This window comes from Pseudoalteromonas piscicida (assembly GCF_002208135.1).
Taxonomy (GTDB): domain Bacteria; phylum Pseudomonadota; class Gammaproteobacteria; order Enterobacterales; family Alteromonadaceae; genus Pseudoalteromonas; species Pseudoalteromonas piscicida_A.
In genome coordinates this window covers 2667395-2685135 of sequence record NZ_CP021646.1, presented here as the reverse complement: position 1 = coordinate 2685135, position 17741 = coordinate 2667395, and the positions used below count along the sequence as shown (strand labels likewise).

Here is a 17741-nt window from a genome sequence, read left to right as displayed (position 1 = left end):
TTTATTGCTGGCTAAAAGTGAGAGTCAGCTCAGTCGTCTTCACTACTTTTACTTTAATAAATTCTAGGCCATGAATTTGCTCGCTTTGCCACTGACCATTTTGCAGCATCACTGGACGCTGCCACGAGATCATCGCAATATCATCTAAAAATAAGGCACTTTCACCACTACTTGGTGGCGCCATGGATAGTCCAAACTGAACCCCACGAGCTGGCAATCCTTCATCACCAAGTAAAACGGAATCGTCTGGTAAGGTGATATCTTGTCTAAACGTTTGCCACTCATAGCTCCCCGCTGGTTTTAGCACGGGCGCTGACTCAGAAAAGATAAGGCTATCCTCTGATGTTAAGATACGAATATCAGCCTTAAATTCACCGGCATTGTTTCCTTTGGCATAACCAAAGAGCGACAGCTCATGGTAAGCCTGTGCTGTGCTCGGCGCAGGCGTAATCGGCATAGTGCGAATAGTATGTTTAAACGGCACACGCGTTGGCGTTTCATTAAACTGCGTTCGTTGTAGGCAAAGCCCCTGTACGCCTCGATATTTGCCAACTAAACAAGGCGCGATATCGTTGGCCTCAATTAACCAACGAGAGACTTCCCCTTTTTCGTTATCGCTGTCCCAGTCTTCAAAATCACCAAAAAACAGTAAGTCGCGGCCAAGCACAAGCTCAGTTTGAGCGTTACTAGCCGTGAGCTTGCTAAGGTATTCAGCACTGTTTGAATATTGGCGTAAATCGACGATATGCTCACCGGCTTCCAAAGTAATGACTTTTTGCTCGGTTTCCTTTGCTTGAGCGGGTTTATCAAAAGTGACTTCTGCAAATCCAGAGCGTAGCGAGATACCGACTTCTGGTGATGAAAATTCAGCGATGCGTTTTAGTAGGGCATTGGCAAGATCGCCACTTACAAATTTAGGAACATAGTCTTCTAGATAAACGGGGTAAGCTTTTAAGGCGCTAATTCTAGGTTTGCCTGCGGTTTCTAACTCTATAACAGAGATCAGTCCTAAAAAGGTTTCAAGGCGATTTTGCTCAAACACAAAGTTACCTAAGCCAAGTATCGTGGGTACGCCGTTGTATAGGCCAAACCCTTGCGCAACATGAGGGTGATGCGCAATCATCAAGTTAGCGCCATTTTTGGAAAGTAAATCAAAGCGATTTGAAATATACGCAGTTGGTGCATAAGAGTATTCATCACCCCCGTGAAGCTGAGTTACAACAAAGCGACCATTGTTACTGGCTTGAACTACTGTTTCCCTCATGCCGTTGGTATCTGTTAGATCGGCAGCTCCCCCTTTAGCGTCTGACGCCACGTAAGTGACAGTATGTTGGTCGCCTGTAATAGAAGTCGCAGATACAAAGTCTATAGTTGCTTCGCCAAGGTTTAGGCTATAAGGCTTAAATGCCTCTGCCGCGCTTGTGCCCGCACCACTGTGTTTAAACCCAGCTTGTTCGACATACTTCAATGTATCATCAAGCCCTGGAGCTCGATAGTCATAAACATGGTTATTGCCAAGTGCAACATAGTCAATGCCCAAATCATTTAAGGCAATTAATGACTCCGGCAGACTAAAAAATGCGAACTCTTTACTTGGATGGACCGTGGTTGGGTTTTTTAAAACCGGAGACTCTAAGTTAACCGAAGCAAAATCGACATTTTTAAATAAAGGATGCATAAACTGCACTAAGGCTTGGGCATCAGGTCCTGCGCTTTGGGGCTGGATAAGACCGTCAGGGGTGCTGGGCAATGAATTACCCATGGTAATGAGAGCTGGGTTGAAATAACGCCGGCCAAACATGGTATCACCAGCAAAAAGTAAGGTTTTTAGCGTGCTCGATTTAGTTTTTAGTTCAAGAATGATTTGTTGTTCATTATTACTTTGATTTGCTAAGGTAAAAACCAAGGGTAAATAATCTGGGTGAGATATTTCTGCGACATAGGCGCCGTATGCTAGAACCGACAGGTCAAAGATGCCAAGACTATTTGACGTAAATGACTGACCATTTATCGTGAGGCTAGCATTGGCAATGGGCGTTGCATTTGTGTTTTGCAATAATACGCTTAAATTGGGTGTCTCGTTATCCCTATCTTGCTGGCTTTTATCTTCATTCTTATCAATTTGAGAAGGACCTGTTTCATTTGGATCCTCTACAGAGCAGGCCGCGAGCGTAAAAAGTAATACTAAATTTAAAATTTTTTTCATCGTGGCGAGCCTGTTTCAAAAAAGATACATTATTTAATTCTTTAGTATTGTATCTGTAACTTCTTATGTGTTGCAATCTTTTGAAATAGAATATGAGTTTCCAAATCAAAAACTTAACAAGCGCTGAAAGGTGTTTCAAAAAGCAACTTGTTTCAGTACTTCATTAGTATAGGACAAGAATTTGCGAGGACAGCAAATTTCTGTTCAATATTCTTTACGTTTTTCTAGTCGGGCAGCTATTCTTAGAGTATGATCTCGTCAATTGTGAAAACCCGCTTTGAGGAACAAATGCGTCTAGAGATACATTGCGCTGACCGTATTGGTATTGCCCAAGAAATTCTCAATATCTTGGTGAGTTACCGTGTCGACTTAAAAGGTATAGAAGTCGATTCAGTAAATTGTCGAATGTACGTGAGCTTTCCACCCATCGAATTTGAGCAGTTTCAGAAAATTATGCCTGAGATCCGTTTAATCGATGGTGTTGAAGATGTTCGTACCACAGCGTTTTTACCGTCTGAACGAGAGCATAATGAGTTGAATACTTTGCTCAGTGCTTTGCCGGATGGGGTAATTTCTATTGACGCTAAAGGTTGGGTACGTCATTGCAATGATGCCGCTTGTCGCGACCTTAACATGGTTGAAAAGGAAGTGATCGGCGCCAACATTAACAACCTTTTGAAGGGGTTTAACTTTACCCGCTGGCTAGAAGGTAAAGAGGTGTTAGGCCAGACAACTCGTGTGGAAGTGAGTGGAGAAGACTTTATTGCTGATATTTTGCCAATCTCGGTGCCTCAAGGGGTCGAAGGTGATGTATTAGCCGGTGCGGTGATTAACATTAAGTCGCAGTCGCGATTGGGACAACAAGTCAGTGCGTTTCGTCGTTATGGTCAAGAAAGTTTTGCGACTATCCATAACCACAGCACAGCCATGCGTAGAGTAGTGCGTGAAGCCAGAAAAATGGCACAGCTAGAAGCGCCAATTCTGATCACGGGTGAAACTGGTACGGGTAAGGAGCTATTGGCTAGAGCATGTCATTATGCCTCTAACCGCTCGTTAAAGCCTTTTATTGCGCTTTCTTGCGCTTCGCTGCCTGATGACGTTGCCGAGTCTGAGCTGTTTGGTTATGCAGGATATGAAGAAAATGCAGCGCCAAAACGTGGTGTACTAGAACAGGCTGATGGTGGCACGGTATTCCTCGACGAAGTGGGTGAAATGTCAACGCAGTTACAGACTAAGTTACTGCGTTTCTTACAAGACGGTACTTTCCGTAAAGTCGGTGACGAGAATGAAGTTAAGGTCAATGTTCGCATCATAGCAGCAACGCAAAAAGATTTGCCTGCCATGGTTCAAGAAGGCGTATTCAGAGAAGACCTTTATTATCGTATTAATGTACTTACGCTTGAAATTGCGCCGCTGAGAGACAGAAAAGCGGACATTGGCCCTCTGGCCGAACATTTTGTACAAAAATATGCCCAGCAAAATGGTCATCCGGCCCCAACTTTTGCTAGAGAATGTATAGAGTTTTTAGAGAATTATCCGTGGCCTGGTAATGTTAGGCAGCTAGAAAATGCCATTTACCGCGCGGTTTCGTTGCTTGATGATAAAGAACTTCGTACTGAGCATTTAAACCTACCGACCTTTACCCATGACTTAGGGTATTTGGAGTCTGATTTTGAAGGGACGTTAGACCAAGCCGTGAAGCGATTTGAAGCAACCCTGTTGCGCAAGCTTTACCCCGCTTATCCGAGCTCTAGGCAACTAGCTAAACGTTTGGGATTAAGCCACACAGCTGTTGCCAACAAGCTGCGTGAGTATGGGATAAATAGAAAAACAGTCAAAGTATAATGTTTAGGCCACGTAATGTGGCCTTTATGATTTCGTTCCCATGTCTTTTGTCACGCCATCAACCTTAATATTCTTAATGCCATCTTCTTCAAAAGAGAGTGTGATACTGACGTTATCTCGCGCAAAGAAGTAATCTATCCCATTTACCGTTAAGACGTAATTACCTTTTACAGAGTCACTAAACTCCTTTTTCACAAGAGAGATGTGATGATCTGCAATTTGCCACTTAAACTCAGAAATAAAACCTTGATTGAATTCTTGGATCCACACACGGGTATCGTCTTTACTCAGTGTAATGGCAACTGAGTAAGACTCTGGTAGTTCAGACATGTCATAATGATTTGCACCGATGCGAAACTGTTCAGTCTGTTTGTTCCAAGCAAAACCAAACTCAAACGCTTTCTCTACACCGGTTGGGTAGGTTAGCGCGCCTTCTCCTTTAAAGTCAAAGTCAGCGTAACACATACTGGAAAAGACAAATAAGGTGGAACAGGTAACAAGGGATAATTTTTTCATCGACTTCACTTCAGCTATTTTACTTAATTAGATATTTGGCTCTATGTATTAACCGAACTCATTGTTTTTAAGATCATTTTATGGCCCTTTCTTGCTATGCTAGAAAGGCGTTCATTTTTTGAAGCTCAGGTTATTAATCTAGTTTACCGAAAGCATTACCGCAACTGCGGGTTAAAGTAATGTACCAGTTATAGACGCAAGCGCAGTAAAATAATCACTTTAGAATATGAATGGCTATGCTAGAATCGAAAAACTATTGACTGGTAAGACCATTGTTATGAATTTATATTTTCGTTTACTACTGCTGTTTTGGAGAATAAGACAGAATAAACAAACAGCAGATTCCATTTTGTCACCAATAGATATTGAGTATCGCGCCCTGCCAAGCGATTGCGATATCAATATGCACTTGACCAATTCACGATACCTGGCATTTATGGATTTGGCGCGCACTTGGATGACAGAGCGAGTTGGGTTATTTGCCGCGGTGATGAAACGCCGCTGGTTCCCAATTGTTAACGCAACGGCGATTACTTATATTCGTGATATCAAACCACTGCAAAAATTTACCATTACCACTAAGGTTGTGGGTTGGGATCACAAATACTTTTACATTGAACAGCGCTTTCATTCGAAGCGTGGACTGCACGCGATTGCATATGTGCGTGGGGTATTCAAGCGTAAGGGGGGTGTAGTTGCGGTCGAAGAAATGCTAGAAGTGGCTGGGTTTAACGGTGAAGCACCTATTTTATCTCCTGAGATTATGCATTGGAAAGCCATGTTAGAGGCAAAGAAAAACAGTAATCTTTAAACTATAAAGGCCACATCAGTGGCCTTGGGGATTGAGAAAGTAACAGTAATTCTGTGTTCTATACGGTTTAGGTATTAGAACTTATATTTCACACCGAACATTGCTACAACAGGGTCTAGCTCTACGTCAGATGTTAGTGCCTTTACGCCGTTAGCGTAAACTGTTGCATCGGTATTGATGTCCATTTTTGAGATCATGCCATGCAGACCCCACTTTTCATTTAAGTCGTAGTTAAAACCAATTTGTAATGCAATACCAAAAGAACTATCCAAATCAACTTCTACGTCGTTAGTTTTTAGTGTTGCTTTCAGTGCTGCACTTGGCTCTTCATCGAAGAATACTGTGTAGTTTAGACCTGCACCGATAAATGGACGAAACTTAGCGCTTGCATCAAAGAAGTGATACTGTGCAAGTAAGGTTGGTGGCAAGTGTTTAATGTCTGCGATTTCAGCTCCTGCTAAGCCACCAGCACCGTCAACTGTGTGAGAAAATGGTGTTGCCGCAACCAGTTCAAATACGATGTTATCGCTGTAGTGGTAGTCAAGCGTGATACCTAGCTGAGTGTTTGAGTCAGCAACTAGACCAAGAGAGTTATCTTGATCAATTGCAGAAGCCGAATTGTCAGGGTTTACGTTAATAGCACCAACATTAACACTGAAATTTGCGTGTGCGAAGGGAGCAGCAACTAGCAGAGTAGATAAAAGTGCAGCGCTTAAAGTTTTCATTGTATTCTCCTAACCCTATGTGAGGACATTTTTAAACTGTGAAACAGTGTGTGTTTTCAATGAAGCCATCTTAAAAGGGTTCAAAAAATGAAAAACTGTTCTAGATCAATTTTTAAATTGTAAGATTTCAGAAATCTTTGAAAGTTTGATTTAGATTAAGTTTTCTCGATGTCATTAATTTGCATTAAAACTGCAATGCTGTGGTCAAAGTTCCATCTTTAAATAACTGCTAGGTTTCACCTACAAATCATTCTCAGTTATGTCACTAGCAACACAGTATCAAAACCTCAGTACTTCATACGCCACAGAGATATTAACGCGTTTGATCCAAGCGCCTTCGGTTACGCCTTGTGATGCAGGCACTATCGCGTTTATGTCAGAGCAACTCACCGCGCTGGGCTTTACTATTGAGCAGTTTGAGGTGCAGGGAGTAAAAAACTTAATTGCAAGTTATCGCTTCTCTTTGGGACCAACTTTTGCTTTTTCTGGTCATGTGGATGTCGTGCCTGCAAATAATAAAGGCTGGATTGTGCCACCATTTAGTGCGCAGATTATTGATGGCGTGATGTATGGGCGTGGTGCTGCGGATATGAAAGGCGGCGTTGCGGCAATGCTCGCTGCAACTAAAACATTACTACAGCATCCTGAAAAATTACGAGGAAGCTTTTACTGGTTGCTCACTTCTGACGAGGAAGGTGAAGCGGAGTTTGGTTCCAAATTGATTGCAGAGCGATTAGCTGAAAATGGCATCGAGCTAGATGCTTGTTTGGTAGGTGAACCGACTTCACACCAAGTGGTGGGAGATACGGTTAAAAATGGTCGTCGCGGTGCGATTTCTGGGCGTATTCAGGTTAAAGGAAGAGCGGGGCATGTAGCTTATCCAGAACAAACGGTTAATGCAGCTCACATCGCAGGCCAGTTGGTCAGTCAACTCGCGCTTTTACCTTGGTGGAAAGACGAAGCGGGATCGCAAACCACGCTGCAAGTTACTGGGATCACAGTTCCAAATATCGTGGATAACTTAGTGCCAGCAGAGTGTGAAATCACCTTTAATATTCGTTACAGCCATGCCTATAAGAGCCAAGAAGTTGTGCACTATATTCAAGAGTCGCTGGCTAAATCCGGTGCCATGTTAGCGATCAGTTGGGAGCGGCCTTGTGAGTCGTATTATACCGGCGCGAAGCAAGAAAACTGTTTCTTAACGCTGGTAGAACAAGCAATCCAAGAAACAACGGGGCAATATCCGAGTTTAAGTACGGCAGGCGGCACCTCCGATGGTCGCTTCTTTGCGACTGGAAAAACGCAAGTGATCGAATGCGGGGTAAAGAATGATTCAATTCATCAAGTGAATGAACATGTATCCCTCAGCGATCTACATGCGATAGAAAAAATATACTTATCTGTTTTAAATAGGTTTTTTAAAAAAGTTGAAAATTTTTAAAATAATTTTCTTGAAAATAAATTTGCTGACCATAAATAGCTTTATGAGGACGCCGACAGGGCCTCATAAATCAAATAACTATTTGTTTTAAAAGTGCTTATTGGTTCTTTTTGAAGAGTGAGCACCTATGTATAGCTTTAAGAGGATACAAATTATGCGTACAGTAGATTTATCACCATTATATCGTTCATTTATCGGTTTTGACCATTTAGCTTCTATGATGGATGCTGCTGCAAGAACAGATAAACAACCTAGCTACCCACCATACAACATCGAAGCGCTAGGTAAAGACAAGTACCAAATTACCATGGCTGTTGCAGGATTTACCGAGCAAGAGCTAACGCTGGAATCAGAACACAATACGTTGACCGTAAAGGGTCAAAAGCAAGAGACTGACGAAGCCAACGAGCGTAAATTTATTCATCAAGGGATCGCTGAGCGCGAGTTCGAGCGAAAATTCCAACTTGGTGATCACGTCAAAGTATTAGGTGCAGACTTAGCGCACGGCTTACTGGTTATTGACCTTGAGCGCGAGATCCCAGAAGCACTGAAGCCAAGAAAAATAGAAATTGGCTCGGGCAACTTGCTTGAAAGCAAGTAATATCAATCTAATTTATTGATTTCCAACTCGCCGCCGTCAGGCGGCTTTTTTTGCCTAAATACAAAGCATTTGTTATTAGTAACGTTATGCTTCACTCGTTATCCCCCAGAAAATGAAACTTGGACTAAGACAATACGTAAAAAGACGAAATGGTGTACCACTGGGTCATAGTCAGTCACTAAGAAACATGTTACGGCGCGCTTTCGGCGCTCAGTCTTTCGATGGCTTCTGGGTTTATTGGAATCCTATCTGGAGTTATTACTTGGCGCGCTTTGTATTTCGCCCATGCGCAGCGAAAGTGGGGGAAAGACTTGGTTATTGGTTTACTTTTATAGTGAGTGGCGCATTGCATGACGTCATTGTTGGATTAGTGGTGGGAGAAACTATTTTTACATTTACTCCATTCTTTGCTGTACTTGGGGCTACTGCGCTTGGATTTAAAGTGACGGGTTATCGTTACCCGAGTCAGCACTTTCTATTTGTATCTTTGTTTAACGGCTCGATCATTGTATTTAGTTTTTATCTAAGTAGTGTTTTTAGCGAGTTACTCGTATGGTAGACGAAAAATATTGCGTTGAGATGAAGAATGGAACTAAAAGATAAGCTGATATTGTTGTTGAAATCAGGTGGGTTATCGTTACTCATCGCTGGTGGGTTTTATACTCTGTTGTTTCACATGTCTGCACAATTTCATCACCAAGTGCAATTTTCGCCCTTTTCGCAAGATACTGGCATCAACGCAATGCTAATTTATAGCTTCTTGATTTTTCTATTCAGTGCCATTTTTAGCTATTTCTTTTTGAAAATGCATGCTGCCCGCCATGATATGTATGTCGATGGCTTAGTCCTAAGCATCAAATATACACATTTAGTGCTTTGGGGAGGAGTTGTCAGCATCGCGATTTATATCTTATTACACATGAATCAACATGTGTTAGTGTTAAAACAAGCCAAAGACAGCCACACTTCAGCTCAGCAACTTGAAGCGTTGGTTTCTTATCTGCCTGAAAGTGGCGATGTGATAGAGCTTGCGGTTGCACAAAACCCGCGACGGCACCAAACACGCTAACTTATTTGAGTCTAAAGCGAGACTTTGCTACGCACCTTGCACTTGCCATGAATCCAAGTACTCCCAAAAAAGTGCTTGAAGAAATTATTAGTTATTATCATGGAGGACAACAAGATGTGGTCCTCAATGCAGTGATGAAAAACCCTAATGTGGCTAGTGGCACCATTCAGCTTCAGGTACGTTAATGGTTTTGTTCTTTGACTGAGCGTGTAGGAGACACAAGTGGAGCCAATGTCTAACTTTATTTGTTATCACGTTCGCTCAATTCAGTACGCAATTTACTTTGCATGTCTTTAAGTGCTGTGATTTTATCTCTTGCCTCTTGTAACTGTTGTTGTGGTAATCCCTCTTTGATCCCACGCGCTAACAGTGTTTCTATTTGCTCTACTTTGACATCGACGGCCGCAGCATACTGTTGTTTTAACTTGACGTCTTTTTGATCCAAATACGCTTGGTAAGCTTCAGTATCCGACAAATCGCCATGAAAATCATCCATTTGCTTTTCGGCTTGGCTTATTGGCGGCACATATTCAGGTTCCGTGATCGACTTAACGGCTTTGAAAGAGGTCTCGGCATTTGACTTGATTGGAGCATAAGTATTGTTTGGTGCGCTTAATGCTTCAGTTCTTTTTTCCTGCTTGGGCTCAGCCTGAGATGGGGCGGTATATGTGGCGTTTTGCCAACCGACGTTGGCAAAACGCAGTGTGAATACAGCGATTACTGCGCCAAGGAATATGACAATCAATGCTTGCCAATACTTCATAACACAGCTCCGTTGTTTGCCGCTTTCCAAGCCTCATAATCTCGCTCAAATTTGATCTGAGCAAACTCTTGGGTTAGCGCTCGTAGCGCTTGGTAGCGTACGGTCTCACTTTTTACATCGTAGTAATCATATATCGGTGACTGGCTATATAATACCAGCCATTCGCCACTTGGCGTGCGAATACTGGGAGTGATCTTACCCTGCTGATTACTAAATGCCAGCTGTGTTTCCCATTTCGGCGTGCTTTGGCGTGTCAGCGGAATGAGTTTGGCTTGCCATATTAATATAGGGGTATATTTAGCGACTGCTTGTTGCCATGAGTGTGTATTTGCATAGTCATTAAATTGCTGTGCGGCTTTTTGTTCGGGAAATTTCGCTGCGCTCGCACTGACTTGCTTGATGTATTTAAACCTCTTCTTATGACGCTCATAATACTTCGCGATAGCACTTTCTGGAATTTCACTTCTTAGGGTATCAACATACTGGCTCGTTGCACCATGCATCTCTTCCTTAACACCAAGAAAGGCCAACATGCTCGGCCTCAATAGTTCTGCGGTTACCACTTGTCGTAACTGCTCTATTGTCAGACCTTGCTTTGCCACATAAGGTTTTGCGGCGGTAAATAGCGCCTGTTGATTGAGATGTTGATTGACAATAGCTTGCAGTAACGAGATCTCTCCTTGGTGAAGTTTAAAGCGGTTTTGCATTGATTGGCTATGTAATACTTGAGCAAGTGTCAATGGCGCTGATTTTGTTAGCTGCAGCTGTTGCCATTTGAGTAATTGCTCGGCAGTGTATTCCCCGTCAGCGGGGTACTGTCCTAGTAAAGACAGTATCTGCTCCTTATCAAATACCAAAGGGTAGTGTTTTTTTTCAAGCTGAGAAAGTGCTGGGAACCAATGTAAGAGTGAGCTTGCGAGAAACTTATCGACGTGATATCGGGTGCTGAAACCAACGTTAGATTGGCGCTCCAAAATACTTGGGTTAAGTTGCTCCGCTTGGAATAGTAAGAACTGATTTTCAAGTAACTGCGCCGTAGTTTGCTTTTTAGATAGCGTTCGGCCTTGCTCAAGGTAGAGTTGATGAATTAAAGGCGTCAGGGCTTTAGGTATACTTGGTGAGGCAAAGCTTGGTAAGCAAAAACTGCTTACCAAGAAAAGTAAAACAAATCGCATTATCTCACGTCCATCGCGTGATTAAGTAAGTGAACCACCATAGCTATCGCATGTGGGATTACTTGTTTTCCTGTATTTACGCGGTCGTAATGATCCTCAGAGTTCAATACGATACCACCTTGTGAGTAGGAGAAAGCGCCACCTTGCGTTAGTAGTGGGCGGATGTCTGTTGAGTTAGTATCAACTGCACTAAAACTATTCATTGCTTGCTTGACCAAAGTAAAGTCATTTAACGATTCTTGATCATAATAGTCTTTCACCCAAGACTCCCAGCCAGCATGATTCAGATCTGATGTTGTCCAAGTATGGTGTGGCTGAAGTAAATCCGTGGTGTGAAATACAAAACCGAGTACTTGTGGGTTCCCGCTTTGCACATAACTTTGGTACCAATACTGACCTAAGTTGTCAATCGGTTGAAAAGGCATTTCCTCAAAATCATCATACATGCTGTACGTTGAGTGACTATCAATACGATAGTGCTTTTCTGTGATCCCATAACTATCGTATTCAGTGTCATCAGCACTAAACCATCCAGTTTCGCCGCCATGACCATCGTCTAAATAATCGCCTTTTAGCCAAGTAGCCGCCATCGTATCAACAGAGCCCCACACGGTTAGCTTTTGATAATTATAACCACCGAAGTCATTGCCGTGAGTATCAGCTCCTTGAGTATGGTTTTGGAAGTGCCAGTAACTGGTGTATTTCACGATGCTTTCAGCAGCACCCCAAAGCGGTGCCTGTACACAATCACCCGTAATGGCGCCACAAAAAAACGTATCTTCAAAGTCATCGACGTCGTAAGCCGCTTGACCCAGTAAGTTGGCAAGCGCAGATACAGACATACCGTTAGCTTGTGCGTAGGCTTGTAGTTTTGCGTATTGTGTTGTTGTCGGGTTTTGCGCCATGTAGCTCACAGCGTCGATTACGATACGCTTATGCGTTTCTTGACTAAATGCGTGGCTTTGACCAGCAGCGACTACTAACGCCAAAGGGAGTAAATATTTTTTCATGAATTGCCTCTATTGATTTTAATTTATGTGAACGCGAATTTTTCTGCTTAAAGCAAAGTGCGCTATTTAAAATAATTTATGTGAAATATTTATTAAAATAAAGTTAAATTATGTTTGGGTTAAAAGATAGGAGAAGAAGCTTGTTGGTCACAAATGGGTCAGGTATGATCTCGGGGATAATTTAGGCTCACCTGCGCTAAACGAATGGAACTATGAAAAAACTACTTATAATAATCAGTTTATTGTTACCGTTTTATGGAATTTGCGAAGAACAAATTGACGAACTTGATGACGAGTTTGCTTGGCAGCTGAGTGTTGGTGCCTTTTATGTTGATATGACAATGCCAGCTTTGATTGGCACGGACTCGACATTCAAACATGGTACTTTTCTAGTCGATGCAAAAATAGAATATAAAAGTTTTTACTTGAATACCCACTCTGGAGATTTCTTTGGCGGCTCGGATGTTGGCTACCAAATTATCAACGACGGTGAATGGGGAATTGATGCCATTTATGGCAGTTATATGTTGCCTTTTTCTGAACGTGGGTACTACGATACCGACGATGTGGTACCTGAGCTAAGAGGCATTCGTAAACGCGATCAAGATAATTCATTAGGCTTTTCCTATTATCGCCATGTCGGTGAATTTCTTGCCGTTGCTGAGATTGTTTACGATGTTTTTGGTGACACGAACGGTTGGGTTTTTCACCTCGAAGCGACACGTAACTTCGAATTGAGGAACTGGGATTTATGGCTGAACTTTGGCGCTAACTATTATTCTAGTAATTTTCATAATTACTTCTATGGTGTTTCAGAGGATGAAGTCAATGACTATTTAACTCCCTATAAACCCGGTGCTTCGGCCTCGGCGTTCGTACAAATGCAACTAAATTATCCAATTGCAGAAGATTGGGTGTTTAGCGCAGGCGCATCATGGTTAGTTGGTTCTCAAGATACGTTAGATAGCCCCTTAGTTCGCTCTCGCCACGCCAGAGTATTCTTTACTGGGGTGAAATATGTATTCTAAATTAATCACATGGACAGTGTTGTTTCTTGGGATTTTGTTGAGCCACCAGCTCCGCGCCGAAGAAACTAACTCAGTGGGAATACTTCATGCTGTACCGAGCAAGTGTGTTGCCCTGAACCAGGGGAGGACTTGTTATGCGGACGTCAAAGTAACGGTAAATGCACCAACTGAAGGTGACTATTGCATTCGAGAGAGTTTGTCGAAAAAGATCCTCCAGTGTTGGGCCAAAGCGGATACCTTTAAATATGAGTTAGACTTTAGCTCTGATGAAAGTTTGAGTTATGAGCTTATCTCAAAGCAGTCACGAGATGTACTAGCAGTGACCACCATTGAGGTGAATTGGGTCCACAAAGTAAAAACCAAAAAAAGGCGTTGGCGCCTCTTTTAATATTAAGGCTACGCGCGAGTGTAGCCTAAAGTTGCTCAATGTTATCTAAGCACCATTGAGCCCTCGTGAGCACTTCCTGCCGTGTTTTCTCATCCTGTTTTTGCCAATTTCGATAGATCATGCCAATACGATGGTTATTGGCAAACTTATCCTCATGGCGGTGCATAAAGTGCCAATAGAGGCTATTTAATGGGCAGGCATCATCACTAGATTTTTGCTTGACGTCGTAGTGACAATGCTGACAATAATCACTCATTTTTTGCATGTAGTTACCGCTTGCGGCGTAGGGTTTGGTTGCTACTATGCCGTGATCAGCAAATTGCGTCATGCCTCTCGTGTTCGGCATTTCTACCCATTCAATGGCGTCGATGTATATGCCTAAATACCATTCATCCACTTGATCTGGGTGGATTCCGGTTAACAAACAAAAGTTTCCCGTGACCATTAATCTTTGAATGTGGTGAGCGTAGGCGTAATCTAGGCTTTGGGTGATGGCTTCACTTAGACAACGCATCTTTGTTTTTCCGTGCCAAAAATAGCTCGGAAGATTACGTTGGGCGAGCAAGTAATTTTTATGGCGGTAGTCTGGCATATTGAGCCAATAAATGGCTCGGATATATTCTCGCCAGCCCAATATTTGCCTAACAAACCCCTCAATCTGCGCGATATCAATTTGTGAGTTGTTTTCAAAAGCTACAATCGCGCTATCAATAACCTTTTTGGGATGAAGCATCTTTGCATTCAGTGCAAAAGAGAGCCTTGAGTGATACAGCGCCCATTTATCGTCACTTTTGCAGGTCATTGCATCTTGAAATTGACCGAATGAAGGCAATAGGTGTTCACAGAAAAAAGCTAAAAGCGCTTGAGCTTGCGCACGGGTCGTTGGCCACAGCAGTTCAGTTTCGGAGTTACCAATGGTCTTTACTTGATGTCGTTCAATCCGCTTTAAGATGCCACTAACATCATTGGCAAAACAAAGTGGCTGCGGGATAGCGCCGATATCTTTTGGCTTGAGCTTATTACGGTTTTGACTGTCGAAATTCCATTGTTTGCCAAGCGGCTCACCGTCGTCCATTAATACATTAAAACGACGCCTGAGTTTGCGATAGAAAAACTCCATTGTGGTGTGTTTTCCTGGCGTTATATACCCATCTAGCTCTTCGTATGGGACTAGAAAATGCTCAGTGTCAAAGCATCGAACCTGTAAATGGTCGAGGGTTAATTCCATCATTTGTTTCAGTAAGCGATATTCATCAGGTCGTTGATAGTCAAAGCTCGACACTTGATATTTATCACATAAATGCGAAATTAAAGCGCGGAGATCCGAATAGTCTTGCGTCTCATCGAGTGTCAGATGTAGCACATGGAATCCAGCTTTATCCAGAGCGGCGGCAAAATTCTCCATGGCTTTGAAGAATGCACATACTTTTTGTATGTGGTGTTTGGTGTAGTTAGCCTCTTGTTTAAGTTCTGCTATCAAATAAAGATACTCAGCTTTATCGTCAGCAAACCAGCTATGTTTGACATTGAGTTGATCACCAAGAATTAATCTGAGGCCTTTGTACTGAGGCTTTAGCTGTGTCATTACTTATCCTCCAAGGGCCAACCAACATGATCATGGCTGTCGAGTTGTGGAGTCGCTTCTCCTTGCCATAATTTTATATATTCACCGTCTGGGTCAAATAGTGATTGTTGCTTTGTGATATTGAAGTGGCGACCGCCACGAGGATCTGCCCCAACACCAGCGATATACTGCCAATTTCCCCAATTTACTGCGACGTCGTAATCGATAAGATGTTGCTCGAAAAAAGCGGCACCATAGCGCCAATCTAGCTGTAGCTCATTGACAAAGTAGCTCGCTGCTATTTGTCTTGCTCTATTTGAAATCCAACCCGTTTTTGTTAATTCGTGCATGATGGCATTGACCAGCGCGCTGGGCGTTCGGCCTTGGCACCACTTTAAAAAGCGCTCTGGATAGAAACTGGTTTTTGGTGTTTTGGCATTGACGCCTGAAAAGCAAAATAGCGTGTGTTGATGTTTGAGTGCATACCAATGAAAGTACTCACGCCACAGTAGCTCAAACCAAATCCAATAGGTTGATTCGTTTGCGCCTCTTTGCTGCTCAAACTGATCTAGTGCTTGCTTGATCTGTTTGGGGCTGACAGCACCAGATGCGAGTATTGGGCTGAACCGAGTGGAAAAGTGCTTACCAAACAAGGCATTTCTGGTTTCTTTGTATGTCAGAGCTGCATCGGTTTCGAAGTACTGTTTTAGCTGTTGCTGGGCTTGCGCTTCACCGCCGGCTACTTTGATACTATATGAAGAGCTTACTTTAAATTCAGTTAAACCTGAAACCTGCTTCGGCCTTGGTGGGAGCTGAGCGGTTGCAATAGGCAGACGAGGTTCAATACCTTCTACCATTTTTCTAAAGGGCGTAAAGCTCGGTGGTAGTTCACTGACTTCGATTGGTAGTGACTCTGGCTCAAAAAGGGTGCTTGAGTGGGCGCTCACATAGTGAATGTGTGGGAAAATATCTTGTAACTTTCCCCAGAGTTTTTGTTCATCGAACCCTGGATGAACTGCACAGCCAATGTGAGTTACTTGTTGTGTATGAATAATCTCGGCCAGTGCTCTAAGCTGTGCTGTGTCATGCAGCATATACAACTTTTGTTGTTGTGACACTAGTGATTGATGCAAGACATTAAGCGTCTGATTACGATAACATTCGACAGCAAAAGAAGGTGAGCACTGCGCTTTGCGAGCCGTCCATAAGTTTGTATTTGGGATATAAATACAAATAAGTGTATCGACTTGAGACGCCAGCGTTGTGAGTGCGGGATTATCACTAAGGCGACAGTCGTTTTCAAATAAATAGAGTCCTACCTTCATGTTTATTCTTTATAGTCATGAACGAATAAGACTCTATACGTAGCAATCAGCTAAATTGCTCAGTTACTTTGACAAGATTCTATGAGTGTACGCAAGTGAGCCCCAACGTCTTGCGTTTTGGTTTGACCTTGCTCAAGTAAATTGCTCGCTTGTTGTTTTAGCTCAGCCAAATCATATTGTTCGAGCAAAGTTCTTAAATATCTAACTGTGTCAGCACCTTGCTGAAGCAAATCAGGAAACTGTTCGATGGAAATTTCCTGCTGACTTAGGCGAGAAATCGAGTTGAGTAGGTCGCTTAAATTTGCATTGTCTTGCAATGCGCCTTCAACCGCAATAAGCGCGCCCATCGGATCAGCATCAAGGTTGTTTGCTACGCAAGCTGCAACACTACCAGCTTCTGCAGATGCTTGCACTGACTCAATCCCTCTATCACGGATCTGCTCTACGACTTGCTGTAGCTCTTGGTGTTCGGATAAATATTGTGCTTCAATTTGGGCTTTAGAGTCTTCCAGCATATCGCATGCGGAAAGTGAGACGACCATAGTAGACGCAAAGGCAATCGCTCTTATCATTTTTTCACTTCCTATATAAAGGTTTTGTGAAAGTTTAAAGAGCTAATAGTCAGAAGTCACGCAGAGTTTGGGTTTGTAAGTTCAGCATGACTTTGGCCTCAGAGTGATGTTTAGTGGCTGCCGTTGCCTCTCCGTTATGAGAGGCTCAAGTTAGTTTGCTTGTTGCTGCGCTTTTTTGAATTCTTGCAGACCGACAATATTGGTTTTCTTGAACAATTCAAAACGGAGCATATTTTCGATGAGTAGCAGAGCTTTGTTCCAAGCATTTTTTGCTGCCGCGGTAAAATGCCTGCCAAGATGGCTTTTTAATGTTGCTGTAAAGGTAAACAACAAGACACTGACATCTTTTTCAGACGTCCCCATAAATAACAGTGTACCGCGCTGCTTTTGCAGGTAATGTAATAAGTTTGACTGCTGTGGGATACGCATCACACAATTTTGCACAAAATCAAATATTTGATGCTCCCAGATTATGAGTTGCCCCACATCTGTTGGAATTTGCATGCGCAAATCGTAATGTTGGACTTGGTTGTACCAAGAAGTGCAAAAGCCATGGAAATTCGGACGAATACTCGCAAGCGTTTGAGTTAAAAGTTGGTATTGATAGGGAGTAATACTCATAGACGCCTCTTCAAACTGATGAAGAGCGGATCCTTTGCTCAAAAACAAATAGCCTAGGTTTGAGTATAGCTGTTTTTTTTA

Annotated in this window: 19 protein-coding genes; 9 read left to right on the top strand and 10 right to left on the bottom strand. The window is 42.7% G+C overall.

Going from position 1 to position 17741, the window contains the following annotated elements:
* Window position 1: 1 nt before the first annotated feature.
* Window positions 2–2206 carry a CapA family protein gene (locus B1L02_RS12525; RefSeq protein WP_174694555.1) on the bottom strand — a complete coding sequence of 735 codons (2205 nt, stop codon included), beginning with the start codon at window positions 2204–2206 and terminating at the stop codon, window positions 2–4.
* Between the two features lie 288 nt (window positions 2207–2494).
* Here B1L02_RS12525 and tyrR point away from each other — a divergent pair, with 288 nt between their 5' ends.
* Entirely contained in the window at window positions 2495–4051 is a 1557-nt protein-coding gene (gene tyrR, locus B1L02_RS12520) for a transcriptional regulator TyrR (protein ID WP_088531287.1), read from the top strand.
* A 24-nt stretch (window positions 4052–4075) separates the two neighbouring features.
* On the opposite strand, the gene B1L02_RS12515 is transcribed toward tyrR, so the two are convergent.
* Complete coding sequence (locus tag B1L02_RS12515; protein ID WP_167651257.1) at window positions 4076–4567, bottom strand: hypothetical protein; 492 nt, start codon at window positions 4565–4567, stop codon at window positions 4076–4078.
* Between the two features lie 277 nt (window positions 4568–4844).
* Between B1L02_RS12515 and B1L02_RS12510 the strand changes: the two genes are divergently transcribed.
* Window positions 4845–5378, top strand: coding sequence for an acyl-CoA thioesterase (locus tag B1L02_RS12510; protein ID WP_088532277.1), 534 nt, complete (start codon window positions 4845–4847; stop codon window positions 5376–5378).
* Window positions 5379–5452: 74 nt separating this feature from the next.
* Here the strand turns inward: B1L02_RS12510 and B1L02_RS12505 are convergent, their stop codons facing one another.
* On the bottom strand, window positions 5453–6103 hold the full coding sequence (locus B1L02_RS12505) for an OmpW/AlkL family protein (RefSeq protein ID WP_010370776.1): 651 nt from the start codon (window positions 6101–6103) through the stop codon (window positions 5453–5455).
* A 259-nt stretch (window positions 6104–6362) separates the two neighbouring features.
* Between B1L02_RS12505 and dapE the strand changes: the two genes are divergently transcribed.
* The 5 genes from dapE to B1L02_RS24535 all read left to right on the top strand — a co-directional run bounded on the left by dapE (window position 6363) and on the right by B1L02_RS24535 (window position 9399).
* Window positions 6363–7544, top strand: a complete 1182-nt coding sequence (gene dapE / locus B1L02_RS12500; protein WP_088531286.1) for a succinyl-diaminopimelate desuccinylase — start codon at window positions 6363–6365, stop codon at window positions 7542–7544.
* Window positions 7545–7698: 154 nt separating this feature from the next.
* Window positions 7699–8145 (top strand): Hsp20 family protein, encoded by a 447-nt coding sequence (locus B1L02_RS12495; protein WP_088531285.1) that lies wholly within the window; start codon window positions 7699–7701, stop codon window positions 8143–8145.
* A 112-nt stretch (window positions 8146–8257) separates the two neighbouring features.
* Window positions 8258–8704, top strand: a complete 447-nt coding sequence (locus B1L02_RS12490; RefSeq protein ID WP_223192016.1) for an acyltransferase — start codon at window positions 8258–8260, stop codon at window positions 8702–8704.
* 27 nt (window positions 8705–8731) lie between these two features.
* Window positions 8732–9214, top strand: coding sequence for a hypothetical protein (locus tag B1L02_RS12485; protein ID WP_232003083.1), 483 nt, complete (start codon window positions 8732–8734; stop codon window positions 9212–9214).
* Window positions 9215–9219: 5 nt separating this feature from the next.
* Window positions 9220–9399: a hypothetical protein gene (locus B1L02_RS24535; protein ID WP_232003082.1), complete on the top strand. Its 180-nt coding sequence runs from the start codon at window positions 9220–9222 to the stop codon at window positions 9397–9399.
* Between the two features lie 56 nt (window positions 9400–9455).
* On the opposite strand, the gene B1L02_RS12480 is transcribed toward B1L02_RS24535, so the two are convergent.
* The 3 genes from B1L02_RS12480 to B1L02_RS12470 are packed head-to-tail and all read right to left on the bottom strand — an operon-like array spanning window position 9456 to window position 12162.
* Window positions 9456–9977: a hypothetical protein gene (locus B1L02_RS12480; protein ID WP_088531283.1), complete on the bottom strand. Its 522-nt coding sequence runs from the start codon at window positions 9975–9977 to the stop codon at window positions 9456–9458.
* A complete protein-coding gene (locus tag B1L02_RS12475; protein WP_088531282.1) occupies window positions 9974–11152 on the bottom strand; it encodes a peptidyl-prolyl cis-trans isomerase in 1179 nt (392 codons plus the stop codon). Before B1L02_RS12475 ends, B1L02_RS12480 begins: the two co-directional genes overlap by 4 nt.
* Entirely contained in the window at window positions 11152–12162 is a 1011-nt protein-coding gene (locus B1L02_RS12470; protein ID WP_088531281.1) for a phospholipase, read from the bottom strand. Before B1L02_RS12470 ends, B1L02_RS12475 begins: the two co-directional genes overlap by 1 nt.
* Window positions 12163–12374: 212 nt before the next feature.
* Here B1L02_RS12470 and B1L02_RS12465 point away from each other — a divergent pair, with 212 nt between their 5' ends.
* Both B1L02_RS12465 and B1L02_RS12460 read left to right on the top strand, forming a co-directional pair.
* A complete protein-coding gene (locus B1L02_RS12465) occupies window positions 12375–13190 on the top strand; it encodes a MipA/OmpV family protein (protein ID WP_088531280.1) in 816 nt (271 codons plus the stop codon).
* Entirely contained in the window at window positions 13180–13578 is a 399-nt protein-coding gene (locus tag B1L02_RS12460) for a DUF3019 domain-containing protein (protein ID WP_088531279.1), read from the top strand. Before B1L02_RS12465 ends, B1L02_RS12460 begins: the two co-directional genes overlap by 11 nt.
* A 25-nt stretch (window positions 13579–13603) precedes the next feature.
* On the opposite strand, the gene B1L02_RS12455 is transcribed toward B1L02_RS12460, so the two are convergent.
* The 4 genes from B1L02_RS12455 to B1L02_RS12440 all read right to left on the bottom strand — a co-directional run bounded on the left by B1L02_RS12455 (window position 13604) and on the right by B1L02_RS12440 (window position 17660).
* A complete protein-coding gene (locus B1L02_RS12455; protein ID WP_088531278.1) occupies window positions 13604–15163 on the bottom strand; it encodes a cryptochrome/photolyase family protein in 1560 nt (519 codons plus the stop codon).
* Window positions 15163–16467, bottom strand: a complete 1305-nt coding sequence (locus tag B1L02_RS12450; RefSeq protein WP_088531277.1) for a DASH family cryptochrome — start codon at window positions 16465–16467, stop codon at window positions 15163–15165. The genes B1L02_RS12455 and B1L02_RS12450 overlap by 1 nt, the downstream gene beginning before the upstream one ends.
* Window positions 16468–16526: 59 nt before the next feature.
* On the bottom strand, window positions 16527–17039 hold the full coding sequence (locus B1L02_RS12445) for a hypothetical protein (protein WP_088531276.1): 513 nt from the start codon (window positions 17037–17039) through the stop codon (window positions 16527–16529).
* A gap of 150 nt (window positions 17040–17189) precedes the next feature.
* The gene (locus B1L02_RS12440; RefSeq protein ID WP_088531275.1) at window positions 17190–17660 is read right to left on the bottom strand and encodes a hypothetical protein; all 471 of its coding nucleotides are present in this window, start codon (window positions 17658–17660) and stop codon (window positions 17190–17192) included.
* Between the last annotated feature and the right edge of the window lie 81 nt (window positions 17661–17741).